The sequence below is a fragment of the Roseibium album genome (genome assembly GCF_001404515.1).
Taxonomy (GTDB): Bacteria; Pseudomonadota; Alphaproteobacteria; order Rhizobiales; family Stappiaceae; genus Roseibium; species Roseibium album.
On record NZ_CXWE01000008.1, the window covers coordinates 280,470 to 303,045 of the forward strand.

15 protein-coding genes are annotated in these 22,576 nt (G+C 58.3%); 12 read left to right on the forward strand and 3 right to left on the reverse strand.

Annotation, left to right across the window (positions count from 1 at the left end):
- The first annotated feature begins 74 nt into the window (after positions 1-74).
- Positions 75-1,088, forward strand: a complete 1,014-nt coding sequence (locus tag LA5095_RS25710) for a LacI family DNA-binding transcriptional regulator (RefSeq protein ID WP_082442969.1) — start codon at positions 75-77, stop codon at positions 1,086-1,088.
- A gap of 48 nt (positions 1,089-1,136) precedes the next feature.
- Here LA5095_RS25710 and LA5095_RS25715 read toward each other — a convergent pair whose 3' ends face one another.
- From LA5095_RS25715 to LA5095_RS25725, 3 genes are all read right to left on the reverse strand, one after another.
- Complete coding sequence (locus tag LA5095_RS25715; protein ID WP_055120233.1) at positions 1,137-2,399, reverse strand: ABC transporter permease subunit; 1,263 nt, start codon at positions 2,397-2,399, stop codon at positions 1,137-1,139.
- Positions 2,396-3,202, reverse strand: coding sequence for a taurine ABC transporter ATP-binding protein (locus tag LA5095_RS25720; RefSeq protein WP_055120235.1), 807 nt, complete (start codon positions 3,200-3,202; stop codon positions 2,396-2,398). Before LA5095_RS25720 ends, LA5095_RS25715 begins: the two co-directional genes overlap by 4 nt.
- An 81-nt stretch (positions 3,203-3,283) precedes the next feature.
- A complete protein-coding gene (locus LA5095_RS25725) occupies positions 3,284-4,285 on the reverse strand; it encodes a taurine ABC transporter substrate-binding protein (protein WP_055120237.1) in 1,002 nt (333 codons plus the stop codon).
- A gap of 318 nt (positions 4,286-4,603) precedes the next feature.
- Here LA5095_RS25725 and LA5095_RS25730 point away from each other — a divergent pair, with 318 nt between their 5' ends.
- The 11 genes from LA5095_RS25730 (at position 4,604) to LA5095_RS25780 (ending at position 22,564) form a co-directional block, all read left to right on the forward strand.
- Positions 4,604-5,983: an aminotransferase family protein gene (locus tag LA5095_RS25730; protein WP_055120239.1), complete on the forward strand. Its 1,380-nt coding sequence runs from the start codon at positions 4,604-4,606 to the stop codon at positions 5,981-5,983.
- Between the two features lie 163 nt (positions 5,984-6,146).
- Positions 6,147-7,616 (forward strand): MocR-like pyridoxine biosynthesis transcription factor PdxR, encoded by a 1,470-nt coding sequence (gene pdxR / locus LA5095_RS25735; protein ID WP_055120241.1) that lies wholly within the window; start codon positions 6,147-6,149, stop codon positions 7,614-7,616.
- 142 nt (positions 7,617-7,758) lie between these two features.
- Complete coding sequence (locus tag LA5095_RS25740) at positions 7,759-8,316, forward strand: helix-turn-helix domain-containing protein (RefSeq protein ID WP_029061968.1); 558 nt, start codon at positions 7,759-7,761, stop codon at positions 8,314-8,316.
- 27 nt (positions 8,317-8,343) lie between these two features.
- Entirely contained in the window at positions 8,344-10,785 is a 2,442-nt protein-coding gene (locus LA5095_RS25745) for a GcvT family protein (RefSeq protein ID WP_055120244.1), read from the forward strand.
- A gap of 55 nt (positions 10,786-10,840) precedes the next feature.
- Complete coding sequence (locus tag LA5095_RS25750; protein ID WP_055120447.1) at positions 10,841-12,391, forward strand: trimethylamine methyltransferase family protein; 1,551 nt, start codon at positions 10,841-10,843, stop codon at positions 12,389-12,391.
- Between the two features lie 42 nt (positions 12,392-12,433).
- Complete coding sequence (locus LA5095_RS25755; RefSeq protein WP_055120245.1) at positions 12,434-14,875, forward strand: GcvT family protein; 2,442 nt, start codon at positions 12,434-12,436, stop codon at positions 14,873-14,875.
- Between the two features lie 272 nt (positions 14,876-15,147).
- Positions 15,148-16,926, forward strand: a complete 1,779-nt coding sequence (gene xsc / locus LA5095_RS25760; protein ID WP_055120246.1) for a sulfoacetaldehyde acetyltransferase — start codon at positions 15,148-15,150, stop codon at positions 16,924-16,926.
- A 19-nt stretch (positions 16,927-16,945) separates the two neighbouring features.
- Positions 16,946-18,085, forward strand: a complete 1,140-nt coding sequence (locus tag LA5095_RS25765) for an acetate/propionate family kinase (protein WP_055120247.1) — start codon at positions 16,946-16,948, stop codon at positions 18,083-18,085.
- The gene (locus LA5095_RS25770; RefSeq protein WP_055120249.1) at positions 18,085-20,907 is read left to right on the forward strand and encodes a molybdopterin oxidoreductase family protein; all 2,823 of its coding nucleotides are present in this window, start codon (positions 18,085-18,087) and stop codon (positions 20,905-20,907) included. The genes LA5095_RS25765 and LA5095_RS25770 overlap by 1 nt, the downstream gene beginning before the upstream one ends.
- Positions 20,904-21,653: a 4Fe-4S dicluster domain-containing protein gene (locus LA5095_RS25775; protein WP_055120251.1), complete on the forward strand. Its 750-nt coding sequence runs from the start codon at positions 20,904-20,906 to the stop codon at positions 21,651-21,653. Before LA5095_RS25770 ends, LA5095_RS25775 begins: the two co-directional genes overlap by 4 nt.
- The gene (locus LA5095_RS25780) at positions 21,653-22,564 is read left to right on the forward strand and encodes a dimethyl sulfoxide reductase anchor subunit family protein (protein WP_055120253.1); all 912 of its coding nucleotides are present in this window, start codon (positions 21,653-21,655) and stop codon (positions 22,562-22,564) included. Before LA5095_RS25775 ends, LA5095_RS25780 begins: the two co-directional genes overlap by 1 nt.
- Positions 22,565-22,576: the final 12 nt, after the last annotated feature.

Genomic DNA, 22,576 nt, shown 5'->3' on the forward strand with positions numbered 1-22,576 from the left:
AGCTTGTTTACCCGGAGTGCCTATGTCAAGTTTTTCTCAATTGCGATTTACTCATTGGGCAATTTCAGAGGCACATGGCGAACACCAGATCCCGCAAACGCGCCAATCTCAGGGATGTTGCAAAACTGGCGAATGTATCGGTTGCGACCGTTTCCCGTGTCCTGAATACACCAGATTCCGTTGCAGAGGCCACCAAGGCCGCCGTCACCGCGGCGATCGCAGAGCTGCGTTTCGTGCCGAGTGCCGCGGCCCGCGCGATCAATTCCGGTCGGTCCCGCGTGGTGGGCGCACTCGTGCCGACGCTCGATCATGCGATCTTTGCACGTTACCTGGCGGCGATTGAACAAACGCTGTCCGGCTATCGTCTCTCCCTGGTCGTTGCCACCACGAAGGGCGACGCGGCAATTGAAGCCGAAAAGGCGCAAACTCTTGTCGATATCGGCGCGGAAGGACTGATAGTCTCCGGGGTCACCCATGAACCCGGGCTTTATGATCTGATCGAACGCTGCCAGCTGCCTGCTGTTGCGACATCCTACTACGATCCGGACTTTCACCTGCCGACCATCGGTTACGACAATGCCGGCGCCGGCCGGATCGCGCTGCAGCACCTGCTTGACCTTGGACACTCACGCATTGCCGTGGTGCATGGCTCCCTGATCGGTAATGACCGCACACTTGCGCGTCTCAAGGGTCTTGAAGATACGGGCGATGCTGAATTGAGTTTTGTCGAAGCCGATCTATCAATTGAAGACGGTTGCAAGTCCGCGCAAACCATCCTTTCGGCCGCACACAGGCCTACAGCCATTTTGTGCCTGTCGGACGTGCTTGCGACCGGTGTCCTTTATGAAATGCAACGCCAGGGCGTCGGAGTGCCGCAGGACGTGTCGGTCATCGGGATCGACGATCTGCCCGGATCGGCGCATGCGTCACCCAGCCTGACAACAGTTCACCTTCCTGTCGTCAGAATGGGGCATGCAACAGCCGTTGCAATTTCCGAATGGATTGAAAACGGACTGAAGCCGTCCGGGATGCTACTTGCAACTGAACTGGTCGCCAGGGATTCGACCGGTATCCGGCGCCCTGCTTGAAACAGGAACAGGCGCAGTATCACCGCGCCTGCCGTAATCTTCTCAGTGTCAGGCCCGGCCTTTCCAGGGCACCAGAACCCGCTCGGCCATGCGCATCAGGATATCGATGCTGTAGCCGACGATACCGATCAGGATGATGCCCATGATGACGATATCCGTGAGCTGGAACTTCGATGCAGCGATAATCATCATCCCCGCACCTTTCTGCGCGGCAACCAGTTCGGCGGCCACGACCGTTCCCCAGCAGACGCCCATGGCAACGCGTGCACCGGTAAAGATCTCGGGGAGGGAATTGGGAACGATGACATAGCGCAGGATCTGGCGCTTGTTGGCACCGAGCGAAAAGGCCGCGTGGACTTTACTGATATTGACACCTGAAACGCCGGCCCTGGCTGCAATCGTCATGATCCAGAGCGCTGCCAGGAACAGCAGCACGATCTTGCCGGTTTCCCAGATACCGAACCAGATGATGACCAGCGGGATCAGCGCAAGCGGCGGAACCGGGCGCATGAATTCCACGATCGGATCGAACCAACCGCGCACCCAGCTGGACAGGCCCATGGCGTATCCTAGCGGGATCCCGATAATCGAACCGGCGACAAAGCCACCGATAACGCGCAGCAGCGACCAGCCAAGATGCTCCCACAGCGTGAAATTCTGATACCCTTCGGAAGCGATCTCCGCAAAGCGACTGACCACAGCTTCCGGTGAAGGCATCCAGATGGGTTCCATCTGCAGCCCCTTGCTGGGTTCAAAATTCAGTGACCCCTTGGGTGTCATGCTTACCCTGCCGTTGGAAACGCTGACACTTTCGCCAGGTGCGATTGGCTGACCGTCAACTTCCGTAACGCGCGCGCCCTCACCGTCATTGCGGGTTACACGCAAAAGCACGGAGCGCCAGGCACCAACAGTTCCTGAATCGTCCTGTGCAAAGCCTTCCTTTGGCGCCACCTCGGGAGCATCGATCTTTTTGCCGGGTTCGTGGACGATGACGTCCACATTGGCTTCACTGGTTTCACCAGCTTCGTTGGTAACGGTGTAACTGAAACCCGTCTCACCGGTAAAGGGACCGGGCACGTGGAAAGGAACCAGCTTCGAACCGGTGAACGCACCCCAGATGAAGAAGATAACGAGCACCGAAATTACGGATGCAGCCCTGTTTGGGCGGATTGCGCTCTCGTCGCCAAACGTCACCGTTTTCAGGCTGGTGTAAGACTGCCCTCGCTGCATCAGCGTGCTCAGATAACTGACCAGAAAATAGCTCGCCAGAAACAGCGCAGCGTAAGTCAGAAAAACAATTGACCCGGTCATGCCGCTGTCTCCGATCGACCCATGATTTCCTCTTCCATTTCCCAGATCATCGAGAGGATTTCTTCACGGGTTTCACCAAAACCCTCGCTTTTTTTGACTTCCCTGAGATCGGCTTCAACACCGCGATCGGCAAAAGGCAAGCGGTATTCCTTGTGAATGCGTCCCGGTCTCGGGGCCATCACCAGAAGGCGTTCTCCCAGAAGCAGGGCCTCTTCCACCGAGTGGGTGATCAGGATGACGGTCTTGCCGGTTTCTTTCCAGAGCTTCAGGACAAGACCCTGCATCTTCTCGCGCGTCAGTGCGTCCAGAGCTCCCAGGGGTTCATCCATCAGAATGACGTCGGGATCATTGGCCAGGCACCGTGCAAGAGCAACGCGTTGCTGCATGCCGCCTGAAAGCTCATAGACAGCCTTTTCCTTGAAGTCCTGCAGACCCACTGTTTCAAGCAGATGATCGACAATCTCGTCACGCTGCTTCTTCGGCATGGATTTCATGCGTGGACCGAAGTCGACATTCTTGCGGACATTCATCCATTCGAAGAGTGCGCCTTTCTGAAACACCATGCCACGTTCGGCATCGGGACCGGTGACGATGTGACCATTCAATCGCACCTGTCCGTCCGTTGGAGCCAGAAATCCGGCGACAATGTTCAAAAGGGTGGTTTTCCCGCAGCCCGAAGGACCCAGTACCGACATGATTTCGCCGGTGTTCAACTCAATGGAAACGTCCTTGAGTGCCTGAACGTGCGTTCCGTTGGGTAGGTCGAAACGCATGGATAAATTTTCGATATGGAGGCCGTCCATTGAGAGTCATCTCCTGCAGTGTGAAGAATGGGAAATTGGGGCGACGTCAGTTGCCGCCCCAAGACTTGCAGGGATGCTGGCTTATTCTGTTCCCGTCGCAGCCAGGTAGCTTGAGTCCACGGCATCGACATAGCTGTCGAGGGCCTGCGGGATCGAGCCGGCTTCCTGGAAGACATCTGCAACACCGAGCATGAATGTCTGGACATTTCCGCCCATCCACTTGTCACTCAGCTTGTCCTCAACGTTGGGGAACGTGAATGTCGCAAGCGTGGCTTCGGTCGCATCGACATCCATGCCGGCGTCCTTGGCGATGACTTCGATCATTTCCGCCTTGTTCTCACCTGCGTTCCACATGGCATTCGCCTCGGCTGTCACCTTCAGGAACTTGGTCAGCATCTCGGATTCTTCAGCGGCAAAATCAGCCGGAACGCTGATACCGTCAAAAACGAGAATACCGAGCTCTTCCTTCTCGGCGCCGGTCAGGAGGACATTTCCGTGTTCCACCATGCGGCGCAGGGCACCGCCCCAACCGCAGACCATGTCAAGGCTTCCCTGCGCGAAGGCTGCCGCACCATCGGCCGGAGCCATGTCAACGATCTCCATGGTCGAAATGTCGACGCCGAAGTGCTTCATCTGTGACAGGAAGCCATAGTGCGCCGCTGTCCCGATCGGCACGCCGACCTGCTTGCCTTCCAGTTCCTTGGCATTGTTCTTGTCGATTTCCAGAGCCTCGGCAACCACACAGTTGTCGTTTTCCGAGTAGCTGACCGCAATGTCCGTCAGGATGAGATCCTGACCGGCGGAAGCTGCGACAACAAATGGCGGCACGCCCTGGCTGACGGCAATCTGCACATCGCCAGACGCCATCGCTGCGGACATTGCAGTGCCTGTGTCAAACGAAACCCAGTTGATCGGAACGCCCAGGGCTTCTTCGTAATGGCCCTTTTCCTTGGCGTATTGGAACGGCATCGGCCATTCCAGGAAATACGCGACTGTCAATTCCTGAGCCGCGGACGTTGCCGGCAAGCCGCTCATGAATGCCAGAGCTGCCAGAGAGCCGATTAGTTTAGATTTGTAGGTCATTTATGCTTTCCCACTGTTCCCTCGATACTTTGCAGACGCGCAGGTATTCCTGTCTCTTGCCACCTTCGTCGAACGTTGGCTTGCCTGCATATGAAAATGGTTACGGCAGAACGACGCGGTTACAATAGAAACACTCAACTGGATCTAAAGTAAATCCAGATCTGGCCCTATATGTCCCCACGCCCCCGTGTTGACTGAAAATAATTGATGCAATGGTCTGCTTGAATTGTGAGCAGGCGCACAAAAAACTGCTTGCGCAGTCCAGCATCGAATTCGACAAGTTTCGAGCATGCCGATGAGAGACGAAAGGACATTGCCATGAACGTTGCAGCTTCTCCGAATGATCTGTGTGAAATCATCGAAGCCGACCGCAACCACGTTTGGCACCACCTGCTTCAGCACAAGGGGCTGGAGATCAATGATCCGAAAATCATGGTGGAAGGCAACGGTATGCGGCTCTGGGATGCGACCGGAAAGGAGCATCTGGATGCTGTTTCTGGAGGTGTCTGGACCGTGAATGTCGGCTACGGGCGCGAATCCATCGCAAATGCGGTGCGCGATCAGCTGATCAAGCTGAACTACTTCGCCCATTCGGCCGGATCGATCCCGGGATCGCTGTTTTCCGAACGCCTCATCTCGAAAATGCCGGGCATGAGCCGGGTGTACTTCACCAACTCCGGCACAGAGGCGAATGAAAAGGCGTTCAAGATGGTCCGTCAGATCGCGCACAAGCGCTTTGGCGGCAAGAAACACAAGATCCTTTATCGGGAGCGGGATTATCACGGTTCCTCAATCACCGCGATTTCCGCCGGTGGCCAGCAAGAACGCAATGCCCAGTATGGCCCCTACACGCCAGGCTTCGTCGAGGTGCCTCACTGCTGCGAATACAGGGCCCAGTGGGACGTAGACCATTACGGCGAACGTGCCGCCGACGCGATCGAGGAAGTCATCCTGCGCGAAGGCCCAGACACGATCGGTGCGCTCTGCCTGGAACCTGTGACCGCCGGGGGCGGCGTCATCACCCCGCCTGAAGGCTACTGGGCGCGTGTGCAGGAGATCTGCAAGAAATACGACATTCTTCTTCATATCGACGAGGTCGTCTGCGGTGTGGGACGCACCGGGACCTGGTTCGGTTACCAGCAATACGGTATCAAGCCGGATTTCGTGACAATGGCAAAGGGCGTCGCTTCCGGTTACGCCGCGATCGCCTGTCTGGTGACGACTGAAGATGTCTTTGAAATGTTCAAGGACGATGCCAGTGACCCGATGAACTTCTTCCGCGACATCTCCACCTTCGGCGGCTGCACTGCCGGACCGGCGGCAGCGCTCGAGAACATGCGGATCATCGAGGACGAAGGCCTGCTCGACAATACCACCTTGATGGGTGAGCGCCTGATGGCAAACCTTCACGGCCTGATGGAAAAACACCGGGTCGTCGGCGACGTTCGTGGCAAGGGCCTCTTCTGTGGCGCAGAGCTTGTGGCTGATCGCGCGACCAAGGAACCGGTTGCTGAAAAACTGATGCAGGCGGTTGCAGCAGACTGCATGGCCCAGGGTGTGATCATCGGCGTCAGCAACCGGGCGGTTCCCGGCCTGAACAATGTGATCTGCCTGTCGCCCGCCCTGATTTCCACGTCGGATGACATCGACAATATAACAGACGCCATCGACGGTGCGCTGACGCGGGTCTTCAGCTAGCGAGCTCCGCGTTCCCTCTCAAAACCACCAGGGCATGGCAAGTATCATTGCCATGCCTTTTTCCGTTTTTTGATCCGCGTTCAAACCAAAGCCAAATTGTATTTGCCAATTCGAATGCGGCAGCTAATTATAAGTCCAGCTGCAAACAGAATTAGGGCCAGATATGGCAATTCCAGCCGAAACGTTTTTTCTGCGCCCAGACAACGAAACGTCGCTCCAGCAGCAGATCCAGCGGCTTATCGTTGAAGCCATCCTGTCAGGTCGCTGTCTGCCTGGTGAAAAAATGCCCTCCAGCCGAAAACTGGCAGAGCATCTGGGTGTTGCCCGCATAACTGTCACAATCGCCTATACCGAGCTTGTCTCCAACGAATATCTCGTTTCGAAAGGGCGCTCCGGCTATTTCGTTTCCCAGACCGCACCAAGCAGGCCGAAATTCAACCTGCCGGATCAAGCCGACAAAACTCAGGTGGACTGGGCGCGGACCATTGGACAGCGGTTTTCCGAACACGTTCCCCTGGTACGGCCGGACAACTGGCGCGATTACAAGTATCCTTTCATCTACGGTCAGTCGGACGCCAGGCTTTTCGACCATCACAACTGGCGAAACTGTGCCCTGAAGGCAGTCGGCCGCAAGGATTTCGACACGCTGGCGACAGATTATTACGAGCGTGACGATCCCATGCTCGTCGAATTCATATTGCGGCAGATCCTGCCACGGCGTGCAATCACCGCACGGCCGGAGGAGATCCTGATCACGATGGGCGCACAGCACGCGCTCTGGATCACCGCGCAAATCCTGCTGACACAGCGACGCACGGCGGCAATCGAAAACCCCTGTTATCCCGGTCTGCGGCAGATCCTGAGCCAGACCCGCTGCAATACCGTATCGGTAGATGTCGACGCCGCAGGCCTTCCACCGGAAAACCTGCCGGAGACTCTCGACGTGGTCTTCACGACACCCAGTCATCATTGCCCGACCAATGCCACGATGCCCGTTTCCCGCCGGGAGCGCCTGCTGGATCTTGCTGCCCGAAAGGGCTTCATCATCGTGGAAGACGACTACGAGTTCGAAATTTCCTTTCTGAAGTCTCCATCACCGGCCTTGAAATCGCTCGACCCGACCGGATCGGTTATCTATGTCGGGTCCTTCTCAAAATCGCTCTTTCCAGGCCTGCGGCTCGGGTATCTGGTTGCGTCGGAACCCTTTATCCGTGAAGCACGGGCCTTGCGTTCCCTCGTCCTTCGACACCCTCCCGGACTGATCCAGCGCACCGCCGCCTATTTTCTGTCCTTGGGCCATTACGATGCCCAGATTGCGCGGATGGGCAGGATCTACCGCAAACGAAGGTCCATCATGGAGCAGAGCCTGCACGAGAACGGCCTGACCCAGACCGGCCAGGGAACGTTCGGCGGCTCCTCGTTCTGGATGCGTGCGCCCAATAGTGCCGACAGTTCGAAGCTGGCGATGAAACTCAGGCAGGACGGTGTGCTGATCGAGGCCGGGCGTGCCTTTTTTTCCGAAGGCGAAGAGCAGCCCGGATACTACCGCCTCGCCTATTCTTCCATTGCCTCGGCCCGGATTCCCGACGGCATTTCGCACCTCGCCAAGAGGCTCGAAGAAGCAGTCCCGTAGGATGCTTTTTCACGGCTGAAATCCCCTTCCGACACCCGTCTTGAGAATGCGACTGAAAAAATTCATTCGCTCGTGAAATTTTTGTTGATTTTTTCATTTTGAAGCGTGAAATTATCTTCGAAATTTTCACGAGCAGGCCGACATGATGAACAGCAACAGTCTGGGCGAAGACCTCAGGGCTCTCAGGGGAGCCCGCAAAATGACGCTTGAGGATCTTGCCCAGAAACTCGGGCGGTCGGTCGGCTGGCTCTCCCAGATCGAACGGGACATCTCCACGCCACGTCTGTCTGACCTGCGGCAGATTGCAGATGTTTTCAACGTACCGCTGTCGATTTTTTTCGGCAGTACTGAAGCACCGGACGAAGAAAAGGGCCGCATCGTTCGCTCTACCGCGCGCCGCGTGATCGGAGAACGGGACGCCGGCCTCGTCGAAACTCTTGTGTCTCCAGACCTGACCGACAGTTTCGAAATGATCCACTCGACGTTTCAACCGGGATCGCGACGCAGCAAACCGATCTCGCGCGCCACGCAGGAAGTCGCCTACATGATTTCCGGCAAACTGGACATCTGGCTGAACGAAGACGAATTCACAGTCGAAGCCGGAGACAGTTTTCGTATCCGCAACGCATCCTATCGCTGGGCCAATCCCTATTCCGAACCCGCAGTCGCCGTCTGGGTCATTTCCCCGCCGGTCTACTGACCCTTTTTCGAGAAGGAAATCCGAATAATGTCCGTCCCGTCTACAGCCCGTGTCGTTATTGTCGGCGGTGGTATTGTCGGTGTGTCCACCCTTTATCACCTGGCCAAAAACGGCTGGTCTGACTGCGTCCTCCTGGAAAAGAACGAGCTCACCGCCGGCTCCACCTGGCATGCCGCCGGTAACTGCCCGAATTTTTCAGGCAGCTACGGCATCATGAACATGCAGCGATATGCGCTGGAACTCTATCGAGGCCTTGCCGACGAGGTCGACTATCCACTGAACTATCACGTCAGCGGTTCTCTGCGACTGGCACATAGCCATGAGCGGATGATGGAATTCGACCATGTTGCAGGAATGGCGCGGCACATGGGCCTTGAAATGGAAATGTGCACACCGCAGCAATTGCAGGAACGCTACCCCTTCCTTGAACTTCACGATCTGGAGGGAGGCCTCTGGGATCCGCTGGATGGTGACATTGACCCTGCCCAGGTTGCACAGGCGCTGGCAAAGGGAGCGCGCACCCACGGCGCCAAGATCCTGCGCTTTACACCCGCGACCGGTGTCAGCCGCGAAAACGGTGAGTGGATCGTACACACTGAAAAGGGAGACATCCGCTGCGAATACGTCGTCAATGCCGCTGGCTACTATGCCGAACGGGTCGGTGAATGGTTCCTGCCTTTTGGCGGCCGCCAGGTCCCGATGGCCGTGATGAGTCATCAGTACTTCCTGACCGAACCGGTTCCGGAAATCGCAGAGTGGAGTGAAAAAAACGGCCGCAAACTGCCGCTGCTGCGTGATGTGGACACATCCTACTATCTGCGCCAGGAAACCACCGGCTTCAATCTTGGACCTTACGAACGCAATTGCCAGACAGCCTGGACGAGAGCTGATGACCCGATGCCGGACGACTTCAGTTTTCAGCTCTATCCCGACGACCTAGATCGTCTGGAATGGTACATCGAAGATGCCATGGCACGTGTTCCCCTTCTCGGAACGCAAGGGGTCAGCCGCAACATCAACGGTCCCATTCCCTACGCACCTGACGGCCTGCCCATGGTCGGCCCGATGCCGGGTGTTCCCAATGCATTCGAGGCCCATACCTTCACATTCGGGATCGCACAGGGCGGTGGCGCAGGCAAGGTCGCAGCCGAGTGGATCATGCATGGCGCTACGGAATGGGACATGTGGTGTGTCGACCCGCGGCGCTACACGGATTACACGGACAAGCAGTATTGCATTGACAAGGCCAAGGAGGTCTACGGCCATGAATATGCAATGCATTTTCCGCATCATGAATGGCCGGCTGCGCGTAACAGGAAAACCTCTCCCAACAATGACAGGATCCTGGAACTCGGCGGCCAGATGGGGAGTTACAACGGCTGGGAACGGGCCAACTGGTTCGCCAAGCCCGGGGACGACGCGTCCGAAGAGGCGACGCAAACCTGGTCCCGTTCGGGGCCCTGGGAACCTCGCGTTCGCGAAGAGTGCGAAGCTGTACGCGACACGGTCGGCGTTCTGGATCTCTGCGGTTTTTCCCGCTTCAGCCTCTCCGGGGAAGGCGCTGCCGAGTGGTTGCGTGGGAAAATCGCCGGTGGCCTGCCCAAGTCCGGACGCATGAATCTCGGCTATTTCCCGGACAACCGGGGGCGCGTCCTGACCGAAATGTCGATCATCCGGCATGGCGACGACGACTTCACTCTCATCACGGCTGCCGTTGCCCAATGGCATGACTTCGAGGTCCTCAAATCGGATCTGCCAGATGGGCTGACGCTCGCCGACCGGACCAGAGACATGACGACCCTCATTGTTTCAGGTCCGAAGTCCAGGGATCTCCTGAGCAACCTCACGGATGCCGACCTCGGTCTTGGCTGGCTGACCCATCAGCAGACCACGGTTGCCGGAAAACCGGCGATGCTTGTCCGGGTCTCGTTCGCCGGCGAGCTCGGATGGGAAGTCCATGCGGATATGGAGAATATTTCCACGATCTATGACGCAATTCTGGCAGGAGGCGCCAGGCCATTCGGAATGTATGCGCTCAATGCACTGCGTCTTGAGAAGGGCTACCGCGCCTGGAAGGGTGACCTTTCTACCGATTACACCCTTTTCGAGAGCGGCCTCGGACGTTTCGTGAAACTCGACAAACCCCAGGATTTCCCGGGGAAACAGGCTCTCCAGATCGAAAAGCAGCAGGGCCCAGCCAAGGGTTTCGTGACGCTGACGGTCGATGCCGGGGATCTTGATGCGCCGTATATGTCCAGCATCTGGAAAGGCGATGAGATTGTCGGTGAGGTGACCTCCTGCGGCTGGGGCTATCGGGTCAACACCTGTATCGCACTCGGCGTCGTGCGATCCGGCCTGGACGCGCCCGGCACCGACCTCGAGGTCGAAATCTACGGACAAAGATACAAGGCCGTCGTTCAGCCGGATCAACCGCTTTGGGACCCGGAAAACGAACGGCTTCGGGCGTGAGCCGGACTGCCGAAGAATACTGCAACCAGTCGGCATTGAAATCGGAGGAATGCGCATGACCGGGAGTGAAGTCAAACAGCGCCGCCGTTCCGGTGGGCGTTCTGCCCGCACGGCAGCGCGCGCGCGTCCGCTCGATGAAGCGATCCGGCCGGTCCGGCCGGGCATGCCGGGCGGGCAGCTCCGGCCGTTGAAGGAAACGGACGTAGAGCGCATCAACGAGGCCGCTCTGCAGGCTCTGGAGGAAATCGGTTTCGGCTCCGCTCCAGCTTCCGGGCGAGCCTATCTCAAAGAGGCCGGTGCGATCGAGGGGGATGACGGGCGAATTCGTTTTCCGCGCGCGCTTGTCGAGGACATGCTCGCAAAGGCGGCCCGGAACCTCACGCTGCACGGCAGGGATCCGAAATTCGACCTGAACCTGTCGGGCACGAATGTTCACTATGGCACGGCAGGTGCTGCGGTTCATATCGTCGATCCGAAGACCGGCGACTACAGGCACCCGACAGTTCAGGATCTCTACGATGCAGCACGCCTGGTTCAACGGCTGGACAATGTGCACTTCTTTCAGCGCCCTCTTGTCTGCCGCGAATTCGAATCGTCTCGAGAACTTGACATAAACACTGTCTACGCAGCGTGCGCAGGGACAACGAAACACATCGGAACCTCGTTCACCGAGGCCGCCAATGTAGCTCCGGCCATGGAGTTGCTGCACGGGATCGCCGGCGGCGAGGACGCCTGGCGGGAGCGCCCGTTCGTCTCGAACTCCAATTGTTTTGTTGTGCCTCCCCTGACCTTCGCCGAGGAAAGCTGTGAGGTGATGGAAGCGTGCATTCAAGCGGGAATGCCCGTGCTGCTGCTGTCGGCCGGTCAGGCCGGGGCTACCGCACCAGCGCCAATCGCAACGGCCGTCGTGCAGGCTGTTGCTGAATGTCTTGCCGGCGTTGTTTATGTCAATGCCATCAAACCCGGTCATCCTGCGCTGTTCGGCACCTGGCCATTTGTCAGCGACCTGCGGACCGGTGCAATGTCCGGCGGCAGCGGCGAACAGGCCCTGCTGAGTTCCGCCTGCGCGCAGATGCATCAGTTCTACGGCCTGCCGGGTGGCGCGGCAGCCGGGATCGCCGACAGCAAGTTGCCGGACATGCAGGCCGGCTGGGAACAGGGCATCAGCAATGTCATGGCCGGGTTGTCCGGTCTCAACATGGTCTACGAGGCTGTCGGCATGCATGCATCGCTCCTGGGTTTCTGCCTGGAGTCCCTTGTGCTCGGCAACGATATGCTTGGTCAGGTCTTGCGCTGCGTTCGCGGCATTGATGTCAAGGACGAGTTCGTCAACATCGATGTCATACGCTCGGTGGTACTCGACGGTCCCGGCCACTATCTCGGCCATGACCAGACGCTTCAACTGATGCAGAGCGAATATGTCTATCCCGACATTGCGGACCGTTCGAGCCCGAAGGAATGGGAGGAACGCGGCAGACCCCGTCTGCTCGACAGCGCCCAGGAAAAGATGCGTAGCATCCTTGCAGACGACGGGCACACGATCGACGCAGCGACCGAAGAAGCGTTACGGGCAGTCCTGCCCCTTGCTGAACTTTCAAGGCCCTGAAGGCAACTCATCTCAAAAAACCAAGAACAGAAAGAGCATAAAGTGACACCTCCATCAAAAGCCCGCGTCGTCATCATCGGCGGTGGCGTTGTCGGATGTTCCGTCGCCTATCACCTGACCAAGAAAGGCTGGACCGACGTTGTCCTCCTGGAACGCAAGCAACTGACTTCAGGCACCACCTGGCATGCGGCCGGACTGATCGCCCAGTTGCGGGCGACGGAAAACATGACGCGTCTCGCCAAATACAGTCAGGAGCTCTATGGCAATCTCGAAGCGGAAACGGAGGTCGCGACCGGTTTCCGCCGCTGCGGCTCGATCACCGTGGCGCTGACCGAAGAACGCAAGGAGGAGATATTCCGGCAGGCATCGATGGCACGCGCGTTTGGTGTGCAGGTGGAAGAAATCACGCCTGACGAGGTGAAATCGCGCTACGGGCACCTGAATACCGATGGTGTTGTCGCCGGTGTTTACCTGCCGCTCGACGGTCAGGGCGACCCGGCCAATATTGCGCTGGCGCTTGCGAAAGGTGCCCGCATGGGCGGTGCAAAAGTGATGGAGCGTGTCAAGGTTACCGGTCTGCAGAAATCCGGCCGCCGGGTCACCGGTGTCGAATGGCAATCGGCGGCAGGCAACGGCACAATCGAGTGCGATCACGTGGTCAATTGCGGCGGTATGTGGGGACATGAACTGGGACGCATGGCAGGCGTCAACGTACCCCTGCACGCGTGCGAGCATTTCTATATCGTGACCGACAGCGTTCCCGGACTGACGCACCTGCCTGTTCTCAGGGTCCCAGACGAATGCGCCTACTACAAGGAAGACGCCGGCAAGATTCTTCTGGGAGCCTTCGAACCCAATGCCAAGCCCTGGGGCATGAACGGTATTTCGGACGATTTTGAATTCGACCAGTTGCCGGAAGATTTCGACCATTTCGAACCCATTCTGGAAGCAGCGGTCAACCGCTTGCCGCTGCTTGCCGAAACCGGCATTCATACATTCTTCAACGGACCGGAGAGTTTTACGCCGGACGATGCCTATCACCTGGGTCTGTCGCCGGAAATGGACAATGTCTGGGTGGCCGCGGGGTTCAATTCCATCGGCATCCAGTCTGCGGGCGGTGCGGGAATGGCGCTGTCCGAATGGATGGATACCGGAGAAAAGCCGTTTGACCTCGGCGACGTCGACATTTCCCGTATGCAGCCCTTTCAGGGCAACCGCCACTATCTGTTCGAGCGGTCCAAGGAAACGCTCGGCCTGCTCTATGCAGATCATTTCCCCTATCGGCAGAAGGCAACGGCAAGGGGCGTGCGCCGGACACCGCTCCACGAGCACCTCAAGGCGCAAGGTGCCGTTTTCGGCGAACTGGCGGGATGGGAGCGGGCCAACTGGTTTGCCGACGAAGGTCAGGAGCGCGAATACCGCTATACGTGGAAACGGCAAAACTGGTTCGACAATGCCGCCCGCGAACACTTGGCAGTCCGCGAAGATGTCGGCATCTACGATATGTCGTCCTTCGGCAAGATCCGTGTCGAAGGTCCCGATGCCGAAGCCTTCCTGAACTATGTCGGTGGTGGCGACTATTCCGTGCCGGACGGCAAGATCGTCTATACGCAACTGTTGAACGATCGCGGTGGCATAGAAGCCGATGTGACGGTGACCCGCCTCTCGGAGACCGCTTATCTTGTCGTCACTCCGGCGGCAACACGCCTTGCCGACGAAACCTGGCTGCGGCGACATGTCGGCGACCACAGGGTCGTGATCACGGATGTTACCGCCGGCGAAGCGGTTCTGGCCGTCATGGGACCGAAGTCGCGGGAGCTCCTACAAAAGGTCTCGCCGAACGACTTCAGCAACATCGTCAACCCGTTCGGTACAGCCCGGGAAATCGAGATCGGCATGGGCCTCGCGCGCGCGCATCGGGTCACCTATGTCGGCGAACTCGGTTGGGAAATCTATGTTTCGTCAGACATGGCCGCGCATGTGTTCGAAACACTCCACGAAGCGGGCAAGGAGCTAAATGCCAAACTGTGCGGAATGCACATGATGGACTCGTGCCGGATCGAAAAAGGCTTCCGGCACTTCGGCCATGACATCACGTGTGAAGATCACGTGTTGGAAGCCGGCCTCGGGTTTGCGGTCAAAAGAGACAAACCCTCGTTCATCGGTCGCGATGCAGTGCTGCGCAAGCGCGAAGCAGGTCTCGAAAAGCGGCTGGTACAGTTCCGCCTGACCGACGCGGAACCGCTCCTCTACCATGCTGAACCGATCCTGCGGGACGGCAATGTGGTCGGTTTCCTGAGCAGCGGAAACTACGGGCATACTCTTGGGGGTGCCGTTGGCCTCGGATATGTGCCCTGTCCCGGGGAAAGCGTGGAACAACTGCTGAGCTCGTCTTACGAAATTGAAGTCGCTGGTGTGCGGGTCAAGGCCGATGCGTCCCTCAAACCTCTTTATGACCCGAAATCGGAAAGGGTGAAGGTCTGATCAACTGACGTAAAACTCCCTCGAGCGCAGGGCTTCAGCTTGTGAAAATCCAAGTCCGACTCGTCTATCAATTAATTTTTGAGACCTATTGTCTCAATTTTTAATATCCGGTAACAATGACCTGACGATGGCGAAGGATCGGATTTGACCTCTTCTGGCCTTATGATGCTTCGCAATCTGGCCCTAAGAGTGCGATGGAAAGTCGGGTTAAATCTCTTCCCAACGCATTATTTGCGAAAAGAGATTTTCTTGAATTCACGGGAGTATTCGACATGAAAATGACGACCGAGGAAGCCTTTGTCAAAGTGCTTCAGGCGCACGGAATAGAACATGCATTCGGCATTATCGGCTCTGCCTTCATGCCGATTTCCGATCTGTTCCCTCAGGCCGGCATCAAATTCTGGGACTGCGCGCACGAGGGATCGGGCGGGATGATGGCGGACGGTTACACCCGTTCCACCGGCAAGGTCAGCATGATGATTGCCCAGAACGGGCCCGGCATCACCAACTTCGTCACGGCTGTCAAAACCGCCTACTGGAATCACACACCGCTCCTGCTCGTCACACCGCAGGCTGCGAACAAGACGCTTGGCCAGGGCGGGTTCCAGGAAGTGGAACAGATGGCACTGTTCAAGGACATGGTCGCGTATCAGGAAGAAGTCCGTGATCCCACGCGCGTTGCCGAAGTGCTGAACCGCGTGATCTTGCAGGCGAAACGCGCAAGCGCACCGGCCCAGATCAACATGCCCCGTGATTTCTGGACACAGGTTGTCGATATCAACCTGCCTGCGATCGTTGATTTCGAACGCCCCGCCGGCGGCGAAACCGCGATCCAGGAAGCGGCCGAACTGCTGAGCACCGCGAAGTTCCCGGTCATCCTGAATGGCGCGGGCGTCGTTATCGGCGGAGCCATTCCTGCTTCGATGGATCTTGCCGAACGCCTGGATGCTCCGGTCTGCTGCGGCTACCAGCACAATGACGCGTTCCCCGGTTCACACAGGCTCTTTGCCGGCCCGCTCGGCTACAACGGTTCGAAGGCCGGCATGGAACTGATCTCCAAGGCGGACGTCGTTCTCGCATTGGGTACACGTCTCAATCCGTTCTCCACACTGCCCGGATACAGCATGGATTATTGGCCGAAGGACGCCAAAATCATTCAGGTCGACATCAATCCCGATCGTATCGGACTGACGAAACCCGTCTCCGTCGGAATCGTCGGAGACGCGAAGAAAGTGGCTGAGGCGCTTCTGGACAAACTCTCTGCGAGCGCCGGAAACGACGGTCGCGACGAGCGCGTGCACACCATCGCGCAGACCAAGTCCCGTTGGGCACAGCAACTTTCTTCAATGGATCACGAGGACGACGATCCCGGCACCACCTGGAACGAACGTGCCCGCGCCGCAAAGCCCGAGTGGCTGAGCCCGCGCAAGGCATGGCGGGCCATTCAGGCAGCCCTTCCCAAGGAAGCCATCATCAGTTCCGACATCGGCAACAACTGTGCGATCGGCAATGCTTATCCGAGCTTCGAAACCGGGCGCAAATACCTGGCGCCGGGCCTGTTCGGGCCGTGCGGTTACGGCCTTCCGGCCATCGTCGGCGCCAAGATTGGCTGCCCGGACACACCTGTCGTCGGTTTTGCCGGGGACGGTGCCTTCGGCATTGCGGTCACCGAACTGACCGCAATCGGACGCAACGAGTGGCCGGCAATCACAATGGTCGTTTTCCGGAATTACCAGTGGGGGGCGGAAAAGCGCAACTCGACACTCTGGTACGACGACAACTTCGTCGGCACCGAACTCGACGAACAGGTGAGCTATGCGGAAATCGCCAAAGCCTGTGGTCTGCAGGGTGTTCAGGCACGCACGATGGATGAGCTGACGCAGATGCTCGACAAGGCAATTGACGACCAGATGAAACACGGCAAGACCACCCTTGTCGAAGCTCTGATCAACCAGGAACTCGGAGAGCCGTTCCGCCGCGACGCGATGAAGAAACCGGTCGCGGTTGCCGGTATTTCGGCGTCCGACATGCGTCCGCAAACGGCAAGCTGAAAGGCCGGTTTGCAACGCAATGGGTGATGTTCTTGTCCTGAATTCCGGATCCTCCTCGATCAAGTTCGCGCTTTTCGGCGCGGACCTGTCGAAAAGGACCAGCGGAAGCGCTGTCGAAATCGGCGGCGCTTCCAGCCTGGTTCTGAACGGCACCCGGCAAGAAGTCAGCCTGCCAGATCACGTTGCAGCACTTGAAGCGATTTTCCGGTCGCTAGAGGAAGCAGGCGTGGACCTCGTCAATCTTGCGGCCGCCGCGCACCGCGTCGTGCATGGCGGCCGCAATCTGCGCGCGCCCTGTCTGGTGACACCCGACATTGCCGACGAGATCGGGCGCTGTTCACCGCTTGCGCCCCTTCACAATCCCCATAATCTTGCCGCCATCCGGGCCGTTGCGGAGCTCGCGCCAAACCTGCCGCAATGCGTCAGCTTCGACACTGCTTTTCATGCGAGCAATCCCGACGTTGCGAGGCGATACGCAATCCCGGACAGCGCAGTGGAAGACGGACTGCAGCGCTACGGGTTCCACGGCATTTCCTATGAAAGTCTCGTGCTGAAACTGCCCGAACTCTCTGCAAACGTGCTGCCGGACAAGATCCTCGCCATGCACCTGGGTAACGGGGCGAGCCTGTGCGCCATCGGGAACGGGCGTTCGGTTGCCACGACGATGGGCTATTCACCCCTCGAAGGATTGACGATGGGCACCCGATCCGGGTCTATCGATGCCAACGTGGTCCTGAAACTTGTGGCCGACCACGGTCTCCAGCGCACGTCGGAGATACTCAACAAGGAGAGTGGATTGCTGGGGCTTGGTGGCGAGTCCGACATGCGCAAGCTCCACCAGATGGGGACGACGAAGTCCGAATTTGCAATCGATCATTTCTGTTACTGGGTCGTCCGTCACGCAGGATCGATGATTGCCGCGATGGGCGGTCTGGATGCCATCGTATTTACCGGCGGGATCGGCGAAAATGATGCCGTTGTCCGCCGAAAGATCCTTGAAGGGCTTGCCTGGCTCGGCATAGATCTCGACCCGAACGCAAATGCGTCGGGAGCCAGCAAGCTGCACACACCTTCCTCGAAAAAAATGGTATGGATCGTCCCAGCCGAAGAGGAAGAGATGATTGCACGCAGCGCGCAAGCGATCATGGAGGAACATTGATGTCACTAAGCGAACCGGTACTCAACACGTCGCCGGAAGTGTCGGACGAAGTCCGCAAGACGACCTGTTACATGTGTGCGTGCCGGTGTGGCATCAACGTGCATCTCAAGGACGGCAAGGTTGCCTATATAGAAGGAAATCGGGATCACCCGGTCAACAAGGGCGTGCTGTGTGCCAAGGGCTCGTCGGGCATCATGCAGGTCAACGCTCCCTCCCGATTGCGTGCCCCGCTCAAGCGGACCGGGCCGCGCGGTTCAGGGGAGTTTGAGGAAATCTCCTGGGACGAAGCGCTCGAACTCGCGACCTCCTGGCTGGACCCGGTTCGCAAATCTGCCCCGGAAAAACTCGCTTTTTTCACCGGACGTGACCAGTCGCAAAGCTTTACGAGTTTCTGGGCGCAGAATTTCGGAACTCCCAACTACGCTGCACATGGCGGCTTCTGTTCGGTCAACATGGCAACCGCAGGCATCTACACGATGGGAGGCGCCTTTTGGGAATTCGGCCAGCCGGATTGGGAGCGCACCAAACTCTTCATGATTTTCGGTGTCGCGGAGGATCACGATTCCAACCCGATCAAAATGGGTCTCGGAAAACTGAAGGCGCGCGGCGGCAAGGTGATCGGCGTCAACCCGATCCGCTCGGGCTATAATGCAATCGCCGATGAATGGGTCGGAATAACTCCGGGCACAGATGGCCTCTTCATTTCCGCCCTGATCCATGTCCTATTGAAGGCCGGCAAGATAGACCTGACCTACCTGGCCCAGTTCACCAATGCGCCGTGCCTGATCAATGCGACCCCCGGTTCGCCCGAGGAAGGGCTCCTCCTGCGGGACAATGACGACAAGACGCTGGTGATCGATCGGGCCAGCGGCACGCTTCAACCCTTCGACAAGGAGGGGGTCAACCCGGATCTCGCCGCCAGCGTCGACATGGACGGGGTCACCCACAAGACCGTCTTCCAGCATCTCGCCGACCAGTTTCTGTCCGACGACTTCAGCCCTGAGGCCGTGGCCGAGCGGTGCGGCGTCACCGCTGGACGCATCAAGGCAATCGCGGCCGAACTGGCCAGGGTCGCTTTCGAGGAAGCATTCGAAATCGACCAGCCCTGGACGGATTTTCGAGGCAAACGGCATGAGAAAATGCAGGGGCGGCCCGTCAGTTTTCACGCCATGCGGGGAATCTCGGCGCATTCAAACGGGTTCCAGACGTGCCGCACGCTCCACATCCTGCAGATCCTGCTCGGAACGGTGGAAGTTCCCGGTGGTTTCCGTTTCAAGCCTCCCTACCCCAAACCCGTCGAGGCGCATCCCACGCCACATTGTCATTCCAAGCCGGACTGTCCGCTCGACGGGCCCCATCTCGGCTTTGTGCGCGGCCCCGCGGACCTGGCACTGAAGGAAGACGGCACACCGGCAAGGATCGACAAGGCATTTACCTGGGATAACCCGCTTTCGGCCCACGGGCTGATGCATATGGTCATATCCAATGCCCATGCCGGCGATCCCTACAAGATCGACACCCTGTTTCTCTACATGGCCAACATGGCCTGGAACTCGTCCATGAACACGCGCGGCGTCATGGAGATGCTGACCGACAAGGACGAAAACGGTGACTATGTCATCCCGCGCATCATTTACTCCGACGCCTATTCTTCGGAGATGGTCGCCTATGCGGATCTGATCCTGCCCGACGCGACCTATCTGGAACGGCATGATTGCATTTCTCTTCTGGACCGGCCGATTTGCGAGGCCGATGCGGCAGCCGACGCGATCCGCTGGCCGGTGATCGAACCGGACCGGGACGTTCGGGGGTTCCAGTCGGTGCTGGTGGATCTCGGTGCGCGTCTGAAGTTGCCCGGCTTCACCAACGAAAAGGGCGAGCCCCTTTACACCGATTACGCCGATTACATGGTCAATCACATGCGCCGGCCGGGTATCGGACCGCTGGCCGGCTTCCGCGGCAACGGCACAGAATCCGGTCGTGGCGAAGTCAACCCGAACCAGCTTGAACGGTATATCGAGAACGGCAGCTTCTTCATCGAGCACGTTCCGGCCGAAGCCACATTCTACAAACCATGGAATTCCGCCTATCAAAAATGGGCGGTTGATCTCGGGTTTTACGACAAGCCTCAACCCTACCTGTTCCAGCTCTATGTCGAACCCCTTCGCCGCATGCAGCTTGCTGCCGAAGGTCATGGCGACAGGCAGCCGCCGGATCACCTGCGCAAACAGATCATGGACCACCTGACGCCCTTCCCTGTATGGCATCCGCCGCTGGAAGACGCGTCGGTCGATACCGAAGACTATCCAGTCCATGCGCTCACCCAGCGGCCGATGGCGATGTACCACTCCTGGGGCAGCCAAAACGCCTGGCTGCGACAGATCCACGGCCGGAACCCGCTTTATGTTCCGACGAAGATCTGGAAGGAAAACGGATTTGAAGACGGTGACTGGGCAAGGGTCACGTCCGTACATGGCGAGATCACCGTTCCTGTCGCGCATATGGCCGGACTCAACGAGAATACGGTCTGGACCTGGAACGCAATCGGCAAACGCAAGGGGGCCTGGGCGCTTGACGAAGATGCACCGGAAGCCACCAAGGGCTTCCTGTTGAACCATCTCATTCACGAGTTGCTGCCTCCAAACGGTGACGGCCTGCGCTGGTCGAATTCCGATCCGGTTACCGGTCAGGCGGCCTGGTTCGATCTCAGGGTAAAAGTTGAAAAGGTGAAAGCGCCACCGGAAAGCCAGCCGGTCTTCAGCGCGCTGAAGTCACCGGTTGGCACTGGACCCGCAACTGTTCGGCAGAAGGTGACCTCATGACCCGGCTGCCTGAAACAACACAAAAGAAACTCGGTCTTGTCATCGATCTGGACACCTGTGTGGGGTGTCATGCGTGCGTCACGGCCTGCAAAGGCTGGAACACGGAAAATTATGGCGTCCCGCTCAGTGACACGGGTGCGTATGGCAGCGAACCGGTCGGAACCTTCCTGAACCGTATCCACAGCTATGAAGTCGAACCGACGGGCGGCGGCTGCAGCCAGACGGTGCATTTTCCAAAATCCTGTCTTCACTGCGAAGACGCCCCGTGCGTGACGGTCTGTCCGACCGGCGCCAGCTACAAACGCTCCGAGGACGGCATCGTTCTTGTCAATGAGGATGCCTGTATCGGCTGCGGTCTTTGTGCCTGGGCTTGCCCGTACGGTGCACGGGAGCTGGACCTTGCAGCCGGCGTGATGAAGAAATGCACGCTCTGCGTCGATCGTATCTACAATGAAAACCTGCCCGAAGAGGACCGGGTACCGGCCTGCGTACGAACCTGCCCCGCCGGCGCGCGGCATTTCGGTGATTTTGCGGATCCGGAGAGCAATGTCTCAAAGCTCACCGCAGAACGCGGCGGCATCGACCTGATGCCGGAACAGGGAACGAAACCGGTCAACAAATATCTGCCGCCCAGACCAAAGGACCAGATGAAGGACATGGACGTCCTGACGCCCCTGATTGAACCTGTCTGCGAAGAACCCAAGGGTTTTCTTGCCTGGCTCGACAAACGACTGGAGGCGCTCTGATGCATCCGGCTCCTTCCGTTATCATCTTTACCGTGTTGTCCGGACTGGGCTTCGGCTTGCTGACCTTTCTCGGCCTTGGTCTCCCCGAAGCCACCGGTTGGGCTGCGTTTTTCTATTTCGCAGCCGGATTCGCGCTGGCCGTCGGCGGTCTTCTGGCCGCCACGTTCCACCTCGGCAATCCCCAACGCGCCCTGAAGGCCTTCACGCAGTGGCAGACAAGCTGGCTTTCCCGGGAGGCGTGGCTTTCGACGGCTGCGTTGATCGTGCTGGGCGTCTATGCCTTTGCCGCTGTCTTTTTCAACGCTTCGATCACGTTGCTTGGCTGGCTTGGCGCTTTTCTTTCTTTGGCGACAGTTGTCGCGACTGCCATGATCTACGCCCAGCTGAAGACCGTGCCACGCTGGAACCACTGGCTTACGCCGCTTCATCTGCTGACAATTTCATTGGCTGGCGGGGCAATGCTTGCACAGCAGACGGGCGCAGCGGCGGTGCTTCTCCTGTTCGCCGGCGCAGTGCAGATTTTCCATTGGGTTTTGGGGGATCGACGATTTGAAGAACGTGGCCACACCATCGAAACGGCGACAGGTCTTGGAGACCGGGGCAAGGCACGCCTCTTCGAACCACCGCACACCGGCTCAAATTACCTGTTGAAGGAAATGGCCTTTGTTGTCGGCCGCAAACACGCGCAGAAGCTGCGCCTCATTTCATTCGTTGCAATGATCGTGCTGCCGCTGGTCATCGTAGTTCTTTTGCCGATGAACCCTTTCACAGCCGTCATCGCGACACTGTTCTATCTGGCCGGAGCCTTTGCATCCCGATGGCTGTTCTTTGCCGAAGCACAGCACGTGGTCAGTCTCTACTACGGCGCGTCCGGCTCCAATCCGCCCTATCAACCTAGCTTATCTCGCTGAATTTTCTTAAGG

What these genes read in the sequence shown, in the direction of transcription:
- LA5095_RS25710 (WP_082442969.1), top strand. Translation starts at nt 75, where the DNA reads ATGGCGAACACCAGATCCCGCAAACGCGCCAATCTCAGGGATGTTGCA.
- LA5095_RS25715 (WP_055120233.1), bottom strand. Translation starts at nt 2,399, where the DNA reads ATGACCGGGTCAATTGTTTTTCTGACTTACGCTGCGCTGTTTCTGGCG.
- LA5095_RS25720 (WP_055120235.1), bottom strand. Translation starts at nt 3,202, where the DNA reads ATGGACGGCCTCCATATCGAAAATTTATCCATGCGTTTCGACCTACCC.
- LA5095_RS25725 (WP_055120237.1), bottom strand. Translation starts at nt 4,285, where the DNA reads ATGACCTACAAATCTAAACTAATCGGCTCTCTGGCAGCTCTGGCATTC.
- LA5095_RS25730 (WP_055120239.1), top strand. Translation starts at nt 4,604, where the DNA reads ATGAACGTTGCAGCTTCTCCGAATGATCTGTGTGAAATCATCGAAGCC.
- pdxR (WP_055120241.1), top strand. Translation starts at nt 6,147, where the DNA reads ATGGCAATTCCAGCCGAAACGTTTTTTCTGCGCCCAGACAACGAAACG.
- LA5095_RS25740 (WP_029061968.1), top strand. Translation starts at nt 7,759, where the DNA reads ATGATGAACAGCAACAGTCTGGGCGAAGACCTCAGGGCTCTCAGGGGA.
- LA5095_RS25745 (WP_055120244.1), top strand. Translation starts at nt 8,344, where the DNA reads ATGTCCGTCCCGTCTACAGCCCGTGTCGTTATTGTCGGCGGTGGTATT.
- LA5095_RS25750 (WP_055120447.1), top strand. Translation starts at nt 10,841, where the DNA reads ATGACCGGGAGTGAAGTCAAACAGCGCCGCCGTTCCGGTGGGCGTTCT.
- xsc (WP_055120246.1), top strand. Translation starts at nt 15,148, where the DNA reads ATGAAAATGACGACCGAGGAAGCCTTTGTCAAAGTGCTTCAGGCGCAC.
- LA5095_RS25765 (WP_055120247.1), top strand. Translation starts at nt 16,946, where the DNA reads ATGGGTGATGTTCTTGTCCTGAATTCCGGATCCTCCTCGATCAAGTTC.
- LA5095_RS25770 (WP_055120249.1), top strand. Translation starts at nt 18,085, where the DNA reads ATGTCACTAAGCGAACCGGTACTCAACACGTCGCCGGAAGTGTCGGAC.
- LA5095_RS25775 (WP_055120251.1), top strand. Translation starts at nt 20,904, where the DNA reads ATGACCCGGCTGCCTGAAACAACACAAAAGAAACTCGGTCTTGTCATC.
- LA5095_RS25780 (WP_055120253.1), top strand. Translation starts at nt 21,653, where the DNA reads ATGCATCCGGCTCCTTCCGTTATCATCTTTACCGTGTTGTCCGGACTG.